This is a genomic window from Desulfobulbus alkaliphilus, from assembly GCF_016918545.1.
Lineage (GTDB): Bacteria > Desulfobacterota > Desulfobulbia > Desulfobulbales > Desulfobulbaceae > Desulfobulbus > Desulfobulbus alkaliphilus.
On record NZ_JAFFQC010000010.1, the window covers coordinates 38716 to 52763 of the forward strand.

The following is a 14048-nucleotide window of genomic DNA, read 5'->3' on the forward strand; positions in this document are numbered from 1 at the left end:
CACGAACAACGAAGCTGACGCATGGACGAACGCTCACGGATTCAAGGTTTTTCACAAAAAAACCTTACGACCATTGCGTCGAGAATTGTAACAACGTATAATTGAATATTTTATGTGCGAATTCCGTCCCTTTCGTCGAGACATCCAGCAACAGGTACCTTGTCAATGAATACCAGCCTCAAACTTAAATTAGGGTCCGTTTTTTTCCTGCTCTTTTTTTCCGCTCTGGTCCTCTATCCCTCGCTGACTGACGATATACCTGAATGGTGGCAGCAGTATATGGCTCCCGCTGGCCTCAAGCTCGGCCTCGATCTGCAGGGAGGAATACACGTCGTCCTCCGGGTTGATATTGACAAAGCGGTCGAAAACTCGCTGGATTTTGCCGCAACGGATTTCAAAACCATTCTTGCCCAGAAAAATATCAGCGCTGTCCGCATCGATTCAGGAGATCCTAAGATCGTTCTCTTTACACTACCCAACATAGGGGTACTGCAGACAGTGGAGCAGGTTCTCAAAGACAGTTTTCCCAACCTTGACGCGCAGGTTCAAGCCGAGGAAGGTACCTTTCCCCGGGTTCTCCTCCAGCTCAGTCGGGATGAAGTCAACTTTATCGAAAAAAATGCCGTTATTCAATCTCTTGAAATAATCCGCAACAGAATTGATCAATTCGGGGTCGCTGAACCGCTCGTCCTCCGCCAGGGGGAAGACCAGATCATCGTGCAGCTTCCCGGGGTCAGGGACCCGGACCGGGCCATGGCCCTCATCGGCCAGACCGCGCAACTGGAATTCAAACTGGTTGCAGACGCCCCTGGTATCAATCCGGCGCAACTCATCGCCGAAGTAGTCCAGGCCGGACTTTGGCAGGAAGGGGACAGCAGAAGACAATTGAACCAGGCGGTGCAGCACAGACTGCCCCGCGGCACTGAAATCTATTTCGAACGGGTCGTCGACAACTTGACCAGACAGGAATCACGGGTGCCCATCCTTCTGGAAAGCCCGATCCTGATGACCGGTGACATGGTCAGAAATGCCCAGGTCCGCATCGGCGGAACGTTCAACGAACCCTATGTCAGTCTCGATCTTACCGGCCACGGTGGCCAGGTTTTTGCCAATATAACCGAAAACAACGTCGGCAGAAGGCTCGCCATCATTCTGGATGAAAATGTCCGTTCCGCTCCGGTTATCAGGGAAAGAATTCTCGGTGGCAGTGCCCAGATTTCCGGCAACTTCACCCATGAAGAAGCCACCGACCTGGCCATCGTTCTGCGGGTCGGCGCCTTGCCGGCCCCGGTCGATGTGATTCAGAATCTGACGGTGGGGGCCAGTCTGGGCCAGGACTCCATCAATAGAGGCCTCTTTTCCGGTCTGCTGGGAGCCGTATTGGTCATATCCTTCATGATCATCTATTATCGGCTTTCCGGCATCATCGCCAACGTTGCCCTGGCCATGAATATCCTGCTGGTCTTTGTAGGCCTGGCCTTGTTCGGCGCCACCCTGACTCTGCCGGGCATAGCCGGCATCATTCTTTCCGTCGGCATGGCGGTGGACGCCAACATTTTGATTTTCGAGCGGATGCGGGAGGAGTTCGGCCTGGGCAAATCTCCAAGAGCCGGTGTCGATTCCGGCTTCAACAAGGCATACTGGAGCATCGTCGACGCTCAGGTCACCACCCTGATCACCGCCCTGGTGTTGTTTCTGTTCGGAACCGGCCCCATCAAAGGATTTGCCATCACCCTGAGCCTGGGGATTATCTTCAATCTTTTTGCCGTGCTGTTCGTCAGTCGCCTGATCTATGACACCCTGTTCAGCTTCAAACGGCTCAAGGCCATCCGCTTTTTCAGCCTGATCGGCCCAACAAATTTCAACTTCATGGGGGTCCGGAAAATTGCCTTTGCCGTCTCCGGGATTATGGTATTCATTGGTACTATTGCCTGTGTGCAAATAGTCCGCGGTCATGCCAACCTCGGGGTTGATTTCACCGGTGGCAGCATGTTGCAATATAAGGCGGAACAACCCTTTGCCCTGGAAGAAGTCCGCAGTGCGCTGACAGATGGCGGCTTTGCCGGAGTCGACCTGCAACAGGTGACCAATGAAGACAGGCTCATTGTCAAAATGAAAGTCGCGATGGAGACCATTGGTGACGAAAGTGACCAGATCACCGCGATTCTGCTCAACCAGCTGCCGGATACAGGCTTTTCCCTGGAGAGTAAATCGGAGATAGGCGCCTCCATCTCGGCCGACCTCCGTAACAAAGCCATTTTATCCATCGCCCTGTCCATGCTGGGGGTGGTCCTGTATCTTGCCCTGCGCTTTGACATGCGCTTTGGCCTGGCCGCCACGGTCGCCACCTTTCACGATGTTCTGGTTGCTGTCGGGATCTGCTGGTTATTCAATAAAGAAATCACCCTGTTGATTGTCACGGCCCTGCTCACCCTGGCCGGCTATTCCCTCAACGATACCGTGGTCGTTTTTGACCGCATTCGTGAAAACATGCGTAAAAATGAAGAATTATCTCTTCATCAAATCATTAATAACAGTGTCAACCAGATTCTGGCCCGGTCCGTGATCACCACCCTGACCCTGATGTTCACAGTGGCCGCCCTCTTTTTCTTCGGCGGCATCGCTATTCACGACTTTTCCTTTGTTCTCCTCGTTGGCCTGATCGTCGGCATGTACTCCTCCATCTTCATCGCCAGCCCTCTGCTCACCCTCAAGTGGAGCAAACATGCCTGAGGAACAACTGTCGCAACCTTTCCAGCCGACCACGGCGGAACAACCCCTGGTGTTTGCGTGTCATCCCGGGGTCGCCTGCTTCACCGAGTGCTGCCGAGAACTGGACCTTGCCCTGTCGCCCTATGACGTTCTCCGACTCAAACAGCACCTGCAGATCCCGTCAGAAAGGTTTCTCGATCAATACGTTCTCATTGAACAGAACAACCAGCAAACCTTTCCCACCTGCTACCTGACCATGGTCGACGATGGTCGGGCCAGTTGCGTTTTTCTCCGCGCAACGGGTTGCTCAGTGTACACTGACCGACCGGGAAGCTGCCGCGGCTATCCAATTGGCCGGGGCGCAGCATGGACCAAGACATCGCAGGCAGAGCAAACCCTGGTGCTGATTCAGGAGCCGCATTGCCTGGGATTCGCAGAATCAACCGAGCCTCGGACAACGGCAACCTACCTTGCGAGCCAGGGTATGGAGGAGTACAATCGAAAAAACGATCTGCTGCTGCCCCTCCTCCAGCACCGACGTATCCAAAGCGGTCAATTCCGCCCTTCTCGCCATCAGCACCATCAATTTCTGCTTGCCTTGTACGATCTTGATCAATTCAGGCGGCAAATGACTGCCGGGCATATCGCCCTGCATCGCCCCCTGGATGCCGGCCACCTGCGTGGCCTGGCCGGTGACGACGAAGAACTCCTGCTCCTTGGTATCCACTGGTTGCTGCAGGAATTTTTCGGAGAATAGCGACCATGTCTCCTCAACGACACCCCAACATGCCCCCACCAGCGCTCTCCTGCGCCGCGGATCGCCTCCAGCAACTCAGAAGCATCAGTGCTTCTTTTTCTTTCGCCGAAGGGGGATCCCATGGACCCGATCACAGTGAACGGGTCCTGCGGACAGCTCTGGTCATGGGTCGAATCATGGTGGCCCGTTGCGACATCCTTGCTCCGGCGGCGCTGCTGCACGATATTGGTCGAAAAGAAGAGAGGACAAGCCAGGGTAAGATCTGCCATGCGCGGTACGGTGCCGAAATCGCCGCTGAGTTGCTTAAGAAGACCGGGTACAATGACGAGGACATGAGAGCCATCTGCCACTGTATACGTACCCATCGGTTCCGTGGCGGGATAGCTCCGGAATCCCTTGAAGCCAGGATTCTTTTCGATGCCGACAAGCTCGACTCCATCGGAGCCGTGGGTATTGGTCGCGCCTTTCTCTTTGCCGGACAGATTGGTGCCCGCCTGCACAATCCCGAGCAGGACCACACCCAAACCCGGGCATACTCCATCGAAGACACCGCGTACCGGGAATTCCGGGTAAAGATGTCTCGGGTCAGAGGGCAGATGCTGACCCCCATCGGACGGCAAATAGCGAAAAAAAGGCATACGTTCATGGAACTTTTTTTCGCCCAACTCACCAGGGAGACTTCAGGCATCCTTTCCTGATTGATCGCCAATGCATCACTTCAGACTCAAACTCGTTGTTTTTGACTGTGACGGGGTCCTGTTCAGCTCACGCGAGGCCAACCGTCACTACTACAACGCTCTCCTGGACGCTTTTTCCTGCCCCCCCATGAATGAAGAAGACCTTCACTATGTGCACATCCATAACGTCCACAACTCGGTGCGCCATATTTTTCGCAACCATCATCATGTTTCGCTGGATGCGGTCAATGCGTATCGCGATAAGCTCGATTATCGGCCCTACCTGCAATACATGGAGATGGAGCCAGACCTGATGGCCTTCCTCCGGATCATCAAGCCCAGCTACCACACCGCCATCTCCACCAACCGGACCGACACCATGGAGACCATTCTCGATACCTATGCCCTGCGCCCCTGGTTCGACATGGTCGTCACCGCATCCACGGCACCCAGACCCAAACCGGCGCCGGACGGACTGGAGATGATCCTCAAGCACTTTGATGTTGAGCCGGAGGAAAGTATTTATATCGGTGATTCAGTTATCGATCGTGACCATTGTGCCGCTGTCGGGGTTGATCTGATCGCCTTTAGAAACAAAACCCTGAATGCCCGTTACCATGTGGATAATTTCCTGAGCATCATCAACCTGCCGCCTTTTCAGGAAAAGACCTGTGCATCATGACCAGCTTGCCTCCGGTACGCGTTACCGAGCAGACAAATCCCTGAAACCGTGACGGCCGGACGTTCACGGATCCAGGAGATCCTCTCCCCGGAATCAGTCAACCCGGCAGCTATTCGCTTTCATCGATTCTCCGCAGCCCTTCCATGAGAATCATCATGAAATCACCAATTTCCCGTGTTTTCATTAAGATGTCAGGAAGACCGGGGAAAAATTGAAAGGTCCCCTTTTTTTCCGCAAGAATGGCATAGATCGCTTCCTGATTATCCAGATCTTCATAGCGGGCGGCCAGTAACCCTCCTTCCCGGAAGGTGACCCTGGCTGCACCGCTTGCGAATGCAAGCACAAGTCTGCCTGTCTTCTGGTGCATGTGAAACACCTGGAGCAATTCAGCCGGAGCAATCGCCTCTATATGACCACTCATAACGGATTCGTTCTTACCGGGGTCCGCCTCGGCCGGAGTGATGGCGTGGGGGTCAACTGCTTTCTGGTTTAATTTGAATTTGATTAGACCGGTACATCCACCACAGGTAAACACCTGCTCCCGGAACTCGCTGAATTGTGTGGATTCATGGGGCAAGAGAGTCAACAACAGGCCGGTGAGCTCTCGAACCAGAATAAGGCAGGATGATCGCCCCAGCGGCATTTTCACCGCCTTGTCAGTGAGAATAAAACATTCCGCCAGCCCGTAAATCGGACAATGACGAACGTGGGTGATCTCAAATGAGGCTTGAAAGGTATCCATTTCCTTTTCGGCACATGCTGACATCTGTCTTTCTGAATCCGTAACGGCTGGACTCTTGTTTAAGAGATCTTGCCACCGGGCACCCTCTCTTTTTATCACGGCCCTGAAGGATTCTCTGTCATGGGTGAATATACACCCATTGTACTGTACCTGTGCACCATGGTCCACCCAATCTGTTGCTCTCGAAATCGGCTTCTGGTCACTTTTTCTCGATGGCCACCAAAGCAGCTTGTTTCAACATCATAAATGCTATATCATAATTTTACTACCAAACGGTGCCTTTCCGCCGGACAGCACGATATGCTTCCTATTCGATATATCCAGCACCATACAACCTGACCTGAATCGCGACCAACAGCACACCACAGGACACTCTTATGGCCATGGGTTCCCAACAGCTCGCTGACGATTACGGACAACTCAAGGATTTCCTTGAATTATATCCCAATATCAGCCTTATCAAAACAGATGGCCAGCCACCTGACCATTACGAACTGGAATACCGGCTTAAAGGATATGTCAAGGACGCTGACAATGCCGTTTCCATTGAAACCACCCATAGAGTCCGTATCAGTCTTCCTTTTGGCTATCCTCACTTCGCGCCCGTAGCCAAACCGCTCACCCCCTGTTTTCATCCGGATTTTGATCCAGCCGCCATTCGCATTGCCGACCAATGGCAGAAGAATCCATCCCTACCCGATCTTGTCCTGTATATAGGCGAGATGATCAGCGGCAATATCTATACTCTTGACGATCCCTTTAATCTGGAAGCTGCTGAATGGTACAAGGCCAATCAGCAGCACCTCCCTCTGGATACCCTCAATATCGCTGAAATCGAAGAGTCCGACATCGGCCTCGACAGTCTCGTTGATGACACCTTTGCTTCGTTGGGTTTGGAAAACGACACCTTTCTCGATCCTGAGCGTACCGTCGGCCCCGCGGACATACAGCAGATCCGTGACCTGCTTGCAGAAAACCGCATCTTCACCGCCAACAGACTGCTGGCGGACATGCCGCCTGCTCCTCATTTTGAGGATCGGGAAGAAATACAGCAAAACATCGGAAAAACACTGCGCAAAACCGATCAGCTTTTCAAACTGGCCGAACAGCTTGAAGACATGGGCAAACTCGATGAGGCCCTTGAAGTCGTCAACGATCTGTCGGCTGTGGCTGCCGATGCTCCCGGAGCCGAGGCGCTGGGTGATCGAATCCGTCAATCGATGCAACTCGCCCAGTCGGTTGGCAGTCTTGACAAAGGAAAAGAATCCGCCAAAGCCACAACAGCAGTTCGGCCCGTACCGCCAAGCGAAAAATCACTGCCAGCGAAAAAAAAGAGCAAACCTGATTTTTTCTCGCCGGGCATATCCTTTAAACCCCTGCTTGCCATCATGCTCGTCCTCGGGTTATGCATCGGTGCCATCTCTCTGTACTTCAAGGATCAGAATATTCTCAGTCAATTCCAGGCAAATATCCTGAGAAGCCAATTGCTGATCGACAAACAGCAGTTTGATGCTGCCCGGGAAACACTCGCCGCAGCCCAGTCAGCTCTTGCCGAGTTGACCATCTTGCGATATCGCAAGCCTGCCCTGGAAAAAGAACTCTCAACCCTGTTGAACATGCCGGCACTCCAGGAAGGCTTACAGGGACGCGTTTTTTTCCAGGGAGAATATATCCCCTTTGCGACCGCGACCGCGCTGAGCGAACTGACGGTGTTGACCGACCAGGCGCAGATGCTTGTCGATCAGGATAAAATCGCCGAAGCTCTCACCCTCTATCGCCAGGCCGAGGATCATGCCAACCACCATGATATCGACATTCATCAACTCGGCATCCCGGAACAAATCAAGGCACTGGAACTGCGCCTGGCGCTCATTTCCGCCGAGCAGGCCGAACGGGTGCAAAACTGGGACGAGGCAGCAGCCTCGTATCGCAGGGCGCTCCAGATTTCCCAACAGATTACCGATCTTGGCACCGCAAGTGAAATTACGGACCGGTTAACCGCTGCCACCTTTCGCCACGAACTTGACCTGTCCAGGAAAGCCTTTACTCAGTCGCAATGGCAGGAGACCATACGATTTCTCGAACATGCCCAGCAGACCATTACCAACAATCCCGATGTAGTTGATGCACAGGATCGCCAGGACCTGCATCGACTTCTGGTCAATGCCCAACTCTACAGCATTCTCTCGACAGCCCGGATGGCATACCAGGAAAAGGACTGGCAGCTTGCCATCGACGAATACCAGCAGGCCCTCAATCTGCTGGCCCGCGAGTCCGATAACCTGCGGGATGCCGTGGGTGAATCAATGACCAAGATCGAAAAGACCCTGATGCTGGTCAAAGTTGCTCAAATTCAGGACAAAATTCTTCTTGCCGAACGAAATGATGATCTGGCCCGGGCGATTATGCATGGTAAACAGGCCGAGCGACTGATTCGCGCCAGCGTTTTTACCGCTGACGAGGATGTCAGGCATATATTGCGCAGGATAGGGGACAAAATACAAGCGAATGAGAAACAACTGGCCTTCGACGAAAAAATCGCCTGGCTTGAGGAAAACTACGAATCAATATTTCGAACCCACTACCCTACGTTTCAAGGCTCCCGACTTTCACAACCCACGGCCAGATTCCTGAAACAGCTGGACGGGGCCATAGTCTTCACCCTCAGCTGCGTAGAGCGCAGCAGGGGCAGTTCGTCCAAGCTGGAGCTGGATTATATGTTTGATGAGAAGACCGGTACCTGGTCCATTTATCATGGCCGATAAGGGGGATAGGGTCTGCATCGACTTGCCGAGGCGGTCAGTCGATCCTGTCAAATCAAAAACCTGAACTTACCTTTTCCCAGCAGATTGTGCAGATGAAGAATGCCAACCAGTAAGCCCTGACCGTCAATCACCGCCAAAACAGTTATTTCATGTTCCTGCATGAGACTCAAGGCATCGGCGGCCATGACCGTGCCGGTAATGGCTACCGGATCCTGGGTCATCACCAGATCCAGCGTTCCATTCTCAACAGCGCCACTGGATGAAAGAAATCTCCTGATATCACCATCGGTGACTATACCTTCGAGGGCACCAGATTCCGAGACGATGAAGACAGCTCCAAGGTTTTTCCGGTTCAATTCTGCTATGGCGGACTCCATGGTTGCCTCCCTCCCCACCACGGGCACCTTGTCGCCAGTGAGCATGACCTCCCTGACCGCCACTTTCAGACGTTCGCCAAGACTGCCTCCTGGATGATTGCGGCGGAAATCCTCGGCACGAAATTGTTTCCTGTTCAGCAAAACAACCGCCAGGGCATCTCCCAGAGCCAATGTTGCGGTGGTGGACGTGGTCGGTGCTAAACCCAGTGGGCAGGCTTCCCTGGGGACAGCTGTATTCAAGGTCACTTCTGCATGCCGGCCAAGCCGTGATGCAGGATTGCCGCAAAGCGCAATCACAGGGATAGCACGTTCTTGTAAACTTCCCAACAACGTGTTCAATTCCGCTGTTTCGCCGGAGTAGGAAATGGCGAGCACCACGTCTGTCGATGCCACCATGCCTAGATCGCCATGCATGGCTTCCACCGGATGGAGAAAAAAAGATGGGGTTCCGGTCGAATTGAGTGTCGCTGCAATCTTTTGACCTACCAGTCCGGACTTGCCGATACCTGTGACCACGAGTCGACTGGGGCAGGCCATGATCATATCGATGGCCTGTTCAAATTCCTGCCCAAGGTGGTCTCGGACCGCCTGGATCCCCTCAGCCTCAATAGCTAAGACCTCTTTTGCCAATGCGGTGGTCACTGGTACACCTCCAGATCAACAACCAAACGTCCTCTTAAATTCCCCGCAATCATGATGGTCAGTTCTCTCTTCAGTTCACCCTGGGAAAGAGGGCGACACAGGTCAAAGCAGAATCCTGGATCCGTGAGCGTTCGTCCGTGCGTCAGCTTTGTTGTTCGTGACCGTTCGATTAAAGTACACTTTATCGGAAGGTTACGGGCAATGAAGATGGCGTGCGGACGGACGCCCCGAAGGGCGGCTGGTGAAGGTTATCTTCAAGGATTCTGCTGCAATTATACTGTGAGTTACAGCAAGATATATCCAAAATAAGAGCCCAGCCGTCACGGATTCAGGTGAATGCAACCTGCTCCAAACTTGGATTGAAGTTGTTGTCAACCGCTCAACAACACCCCAGATGTTTTCAGGAACTGATGCGAAGCTGGCCCCCGATAATATGATGCTTCACACCCTGTGCATCCAGCAGGCAGTACCGGCCAGTGTGATCTATTCCTGATCCAATACCAAACAGGGAGGTCGACCCTGCCGTGTACTCAATCTTTTTCCCGAGAAGATAATCATATTGCTGCCACTGATGGAGAAGGGAGGACGCCTCTTTGCCTAAGGCGACCACAGCCCCCTTGATCGCAGCGAGAAGGGTCTGCAATAAGGAGGCAAGATCTTCTTCCTTGCCGGTGTGGGTAAAAAGGCTTGTCACCAATGGTTGCAGATCTTCGGGGAAATCCTCGAGCCGGACATTGACATTCAGGCCCACACCAATGATCACACCGCTGGCCAGGGGATCACCTGGGGGACCAACAGAGTTTTCACAGAGTATTCCAGCTAGTTTACGACCCTGGAGATAAATATCATTGGGCCATTTCAAGCGAGGATGAAGCGATAAATGTGCCGCGATCACCTGGCAACAGGCGAGCCCAGTGACCAGGGTAACCAAAGGCAGTCGGGCTACATCAAATTTTGGCCGCAAAAGCAGGGAAAAATAGAGCCCCCCGGGAGGAGAGCTGAAACGTCTTCCATGCTGCCCACGACCCGCGGATTGTTGACCAGCCTGGACAACGGTGCCATCGGGATACCCTTGTCGCATCAGGTCAAAGGCAATGCGATTGGTGGAGTCGGTTTGATCGTAAAAGATAATCACGGTATGTTGAAGAGAAGTACTGTTGGCCTGCCGGAGCGAGATGTTCTTGCCTCAATACACAACCTCCCGTTCATGCACCTATGCAACCGGCCTTATGCAGAGGGCTGAAAAAGGAAGCCTCTCTGGGCTACCGGTGACCTGCATCCGTGAGCATTATCCTGAAACAAGAGTCTGGCCGTCACGGATTCAGGGGAGAAAGATCGCCTGACCCGGACCAGAAGCCCAGCGCTCCACTTGTACACAGGTACACTGCCGGGATGATGCCATCCATAACCAACTGTTTTCCCTGAGGAACACGATAACAAAAAAAGCAGAGATTCATAGAGAATCTCTGCTTGCTCACATATGGCCTGACTGATGAGGATACTTCTGTGCTGGTCCAGGAGATGGCCTCAGGCTTCACCCCTGTTCATGCCCAGGTCTTACCGCATCGCCCATGCAAGTTCCATGGCAGCTGTTTGCAGATTTTCAACATGTTCGCAGGTCTGCTGTGACGTCTGCAGCTTACGGCCCCTGCAGGGTTCATCTTTTTTTACTTTTCCTCATTCTGAATACGAGAAGGAATGGCATACATGGTGGTGGATCCCGAGGACCAGAACATCAGCAGACCTTCTCTGACCATCTCGTTGGCGATATTTTTGATTTCCCGCGGTTTGGCATCCGGGTCGCAGGCGTAAAAGTCCTTGATATACAACTGCGGTTTCGGGGACTTGGTGGCTTTTTCTACTATTGCCTTTTTTAAATCTTCTTTACTCAGTGCCATAATGCGCTCCTGGAAGGTGGATAAAACACAAAATTGATCGGCTCTGGACACCAGAGCCGATCAAGGATCATCAGGTCTTACTTGTTGGTATAGGCGGCAGTATGACTGGTGTATTTGAACTGAGTGCTGGTCCGCCAGGTATCATAGGCCAGTCGATAATCATCGATGGATTTCTCCGTGAACGGAAGACCGGTTTTCTCGAAGAATTTCTCCCAGCTAATACGCTCCGCCCATTCACCCAGACGCTCATATTTTTTGGCGTCTTTTTCATAGGCTACGAGGATTTGGCGAACACACTCGACGGTTTCCGGCCAGCGCGGGGTGGTGTTGGGCAGGAAGGGGACCACCAGTTTAGAGAATTTCGGGGCCGAACGGGCGTTGGAGACCTTGCCGCCGACCAGGATGGCAATACCGTCTCCTTCCGCATCCGCCATCGGCAAGGCCGGGCACATGGTATAGCAGTTTCCGCAGAACATGCACCGCTCGGCATTGATCTGCACGGATTTGATTTCTTCACCGTTGACAATGGCCTTGGCCGGCTTGACCGCGCCGAGCGGACAGGAGGCGATGGCCAGGGGCAACTCACAGACACCGGTGATGCGGGCGTGATCGATCATCGGTGGCTTACGATGCACTCCGAGGATAGCGATGTCAGAAGCATGAACCGCGCCACACATGTTCAGGCAGCAGGCCAGGGCAATACGGACCTGGGCCGGCAAAGTCATGGAGCCGAAATATTCGAACAGATCGTCCATGACCGCTTTCACCGGTCCGGAGGCGTCGGTGGCCGGGGTATGGCAATGGATCCAGCCCTGGGTATGGACAACGTTGGTCACACCGGCACCGGTCCCGCCGATAGGAAATTTGTTGCCATAGCTCTTGATGGTCTCCTTGAGCGGAGCGACTTTTTCGAAGGCATCCACCATGAACTCAATGTTGTTTCTGGTGGTGAAGCGGACGAAGCCGTCACAGTGCTTGTCGGCGATGTCACAGATATCGCGGACATAATTAACAGAAACCAGTCGGGGAGAACCACAGCGAACGGTAAAAACTTTAGCACCGGTCTCGGATACATGCACCAAGACGCCAGGCTCAAGGATCTCGTGATAGAGCCATTTGCCCTTGTTTTCTTTGATCACCGGCGGTAGGAAATCGCCGTAATAGCGCGGTCCCAAGTCGGAAATCCGACCTTCCATAGGATTCTTCGGATCGTAACCCATGAGTATATCTCCTTATAAATAATTCCGTTAGCGTAAATGGTCTCGATCAGGCTGCGTGACGCCTTCTGTATTCCTCGATATCACGATCCCAGCCACCTTCGACTTCCTCTTCCTTCCAGAAGACATACGGGTTGGAGCGTGGCTCCTTGACATGTTGTGGCATGGGCTCAACTTCCATGACGCTGAGGAAGGTCGGGAGACCGACACGCTGCATGGTCTCGCCGACACGCTCACGGTTCTTGCCAACTTCCATCCACCAGTCCCATACCTTCTCGATCACGTCGACCACTTCCTCGAAATCATTCTCTTTGTTCACTTCGACAAAGGGGACGACCAGAGTGGAGAACTGGGCACCGTCGAGAATGGGCGCTTTGGCACCGATGAGGATGCTGGCGCCTTTCTGGAGACCGGGACGCAGGGCGCGGGGCAGGACGTTGATGCAATGCATGCAGCGGGTACATTCAGAGTCATCGATCTTCAGCTCGTTGCCTTCCATCCACATACACTGGGTCGGGCAAAGGTCGATAACCTCCGCCTGAATGTCGAATGGACCCCAGTCGCGGCCTTTATGGGAACCACCATTGGAGGGATATTCAGGATCATTGGCGATGTATTTCTGTACCGCGGCCTGATCGATACGGATGTTGTCCTTCCAGGTACCAATCACGGAGAAATCGGAACGGGCGATGGCGGCAACACAGTCGTTGGGGCAGGCGGAAAATTTGAATTTAAACTTATAGGGGAAGGCCGGGCGATGGATTTCATCCTGATAGCGCTGGGTCAGGCTGTTGCAGACCTCCTGAGCATCAAAGCAGGCCCATTCGCAACGGGATTCGCCCAGGCAACAGGACGGGGTACGCAGGTTGGAACCGGAGCCGCCAAGATCCTGCTTGAGATCATGGGTCAGGTCCCAGAACAGGGGTTCGAGATTCTCGGTGCGGGTGCCGAGGAAGATCATGTCCCCGGTGGAGCCATGCATGTTGGTGACGCCGGAGCCATATTTCTCCCACAGGTCCATCAGGGCGCGGAGGTTCTCGGTGGAGTAGTACAGACCCGAGGGCTGGGCTATACGCACGGTATGAAAATGCTCAACACCGGGAAACTGTTTGGGGACATCCGAATAGCGGCCGACGATACCACCGCCATACCCGAAAACACCAACGATACCACCATGCTTCCAATGGGTGATCCGATCCTTGAATGAAAGCTCAAGCTGGCCAAGGATGTCCCAGACCTCGGGCTTGGTCTCGGCCTGCTGCTTGAGGTCAGTGACGAAACTCGGCCATGGACCTTTTTCCAGTTCGTCCAATAGAGGCGTTTCATGCTTTGCCATCAGTGTTCCTCCTAAAGAGTATGTGGGTTAAATGAACCTGTAAATTTAAGTAACCTGAACAAGAATTGCACGTCAATACAGGCAGGAGCGCACAATATCAAATTGAATGCTCATTCAGAGGGCGAGCATAAACGCCTGACAGATCTTTGTCAACAAAAAATCATAAGCCATTGTCCCGCCATGAAAAGCGTCCCTGTGACCACATACAATACAGGAGCTTGGTAACCACATGGGACCAATCCT

Annotated in this window: 11 protein-coding genes; 5 read left to right on the forward strand and 6 right to left on the reverse strand. The window is 53.3% G+C overall.

Features of this window, described 5'->3' with window-relative positions; genetic code table 11:
• Positions 1 to 165 precede the first annotated feature (165 nt).
• Genes secD through JWG43_RS07175 form a run of 4 tightly spaced genes read left to right on the forward strand, consistent with a single transcriptional unit; the run spans position 166 to position 4828 of the window.
• Positions 166 to 2733 (forward strand): protein translocase subunit SecD, encoded by a 2568-nt coding sequence (gene secD, locus JWG43_RS07160; RefSeq protein ID WP_205242190.1) that lies wholly within the window; start codon positions 166 to 168, stop codon positions 2731 to 2733.
• Positions 2726 to 3469, forward strand: coding sequence for a YkgJ family cysteine cluster protein (locus JWG43_RS07165; protein ID WP_205242192.1), 744 nt, complete (start codon positions 2726 to 2728; stop codon positions 3467 to 3469). The genes secD and JWG43_RS07165 overlap by 8 nt, the downstream gene beginning before the upstream one ends.
• 5 nt (positions 3470 to 3474) lie before the next feature.
• On the forward strand, positions 3475 to 4167 hold the full coding sequence (locus tag JWG43_RS07170) for an HD domain-containing protein (protein WP_240193440.1): 693 nt from the start codon (positions 3475 to 3477) through the stop codon (positions 4165 to 4167).
• A 10-nt stretch (positions 4168 to 4177) separates the two neighbouring features.
• Positions 4178 to 4828 carry an HAD family hydrolase gene (locus JWG43_RS07175; RefSeq protein WP_205242193.1) on the forward strand — a complete coding sequence of 217 codons (651 nt, stop codon included), beginning with the start codon at positions 4178 to 4180 and terminating at the stop codon, positions 4826 to 4828.
• A gap of 109 nt (positions 4829 to 4937) precedes the next feature.
• Here JWG43_RS07175 and JWG43_RS07180 read toward each other — a convergent pair whose 3' ends face one another.
• Positions 4938 to 5594: a DUF4388 domain-containing protein gene (locus JWG43_RS07180; protein WP_205242195.1), complete on the reverse strand. Its 657-nt coding sequence runs from the start codon at positions 5592 to 5594 to the stop codon at positions 4938 to 4940.
• 353 nt (positions 5595 to 5947) lie between these two features.
• On the opposite strand from JWG43_RS07180, the gene JWG43_RS07185 reads away from it, so the two are divergent.
• Positions 5948 to 8335, forward strand: coding sequence for a ubiquitin-conjugating enzyme family protein (locus JWG43_RS07185; protein WP_205242197.1), 2388 nt, complete (start codon positions 5948 to 5950; stop codon positions 8333 to 8335).
• 47 nt (positions 8336 to 8382) lie between these two features.
• On the opposite strand, the gene JWG43_RS07190 is transcribed toward JWG43_RS07185, so the two are convergent.
• The 5 genes from JWG43_RS07190 to dsrA form a co-directional block, all read right to left on the reverse strand.
• Entirely contained in the window at positions 8383 to 9354 is a 972-nt protein-coding gene (locus tag JWG43_RS07190) for a KpsF/GutQ family sugar-phosphate isomerase (protein WP_205242200.1), read from the reverse strand.
• 400 nt (positions 9355 to 9754) lie between these two features.
• Complete coding sequence (locus JWG43_RS07195) at positions 9755 to 10489, reverse strand: biotin--[acetyl-CoA-carboxylase] ligase (RefSeq protein WP_205242202.1); 735 nt, start codon at positions 10487 to 10489, stop codon at positions 9755 to 9757.
• Positions 10490 to 11021: 532 nt separating this feature from the next.
• Positions 11022 to 11252, reverse strand: a complete 231-nt coding sequence (locus JWG43_RS07200; protein WP_205242203.1) for a dissimilatory sulfite reductase D family protein — start codon at positions 11250 to 11252, stop codon at positions 11022 to 11024.
• 77 nt (positions 11253 to 11329) lie between these two features.
• Positions 11330 to 12472 (reverse strand): dissimilatory-type sulfite reductase subunit beta, encoded by a 1143-nt coding sequence (dsrB, locus tag JWG43_RS07205; protein WP_205242204.1) that lies wholly within the window; start codon positions 12470 to 12472, stop codon positions 11330 to 11332.
• A 46-nt stretch (positions 12473 to 12518) separates the two neighbouring features.
• Positions 12519 to 13805, reverse strand: coding sequence for a dissimilatory-type sulfite reductase subunit alpha (dsrA, locus tag JWG43_RS07210; protein ID WP_205242205.1), 1287 nt, complete (start codon positions 13803 to 13805; stop codon positions 12519 to 12521).
• Between the last annotated feature and the right edge of the window lie 243 nt (positions 13806 to 14048).

Excerpts from the sequence above, each read along its gene's own strand:
- JWG43_RS07170 (WP_240193440.1), top strand. The coding sequence starts at position 3,475 with ATGTCTCCTCAACGACACCCCAACATGCCCCCACCAGCGCTCTCCTGC.
- JWG43_RS07180 (WP_205242195.1), bottom strand. The coding sequence starts at position 5,594 with ATGTCAGCATGTGCCGAAAAGGAAATGGATACCTTTCAAGCCTCATTT.
- JWG43_RS07175 (WP_205242193.1), top strand. The coding sequence starts at position 4,178 with ATGCATCACTTCAGACTCAAACTCGTTGTTTTTGACTGTGACGGGGTC.
- dsrB (WP_205242204.1), bottom strand. The coding sequence starts at position 12,472 with ATGGGTTACGATCCGAAGAATCCTATGGAAGGTCGGATTTCCGACTTG.
- JWG43_RS07200 (WP_205242203.1), bottom strand. The coding sequence starts at position 11,252 with ATGGCACTGAGTAAAGAAGATTTAAAAAAGGCAATAGTAGAAAAAGCC.
- secD (WP_205242190.1), top strand. The coding sequence starts at position 166 with ATGAATACCAGCCTCAAACTTAAATTAGGGTCCGTTTTTTTCCTGCTC.
- dsrA (WP_205242205.1), bottom strand. The coding sequence starts at position 13,805 with ATGGCAAAGCATGAAACGCCTCTATTGGACGAACTGGAAAAAGGTCCA.
- JWG43_RS07185 (WP_205242197.1), top strand. The coding sequence starts at position 5,948 with ATGGCCATGGGTTCCCAACAGCTCGCTGACGATTACGGACAACTCAAG.
- JWG43_RS07165 (WP_205242192.1), top strand. The coding sequence starts at position 2,726 with ATGCCTGAGGAACAACTGTCGCAACCTTTCCAGCCGACCACGGCGGAA.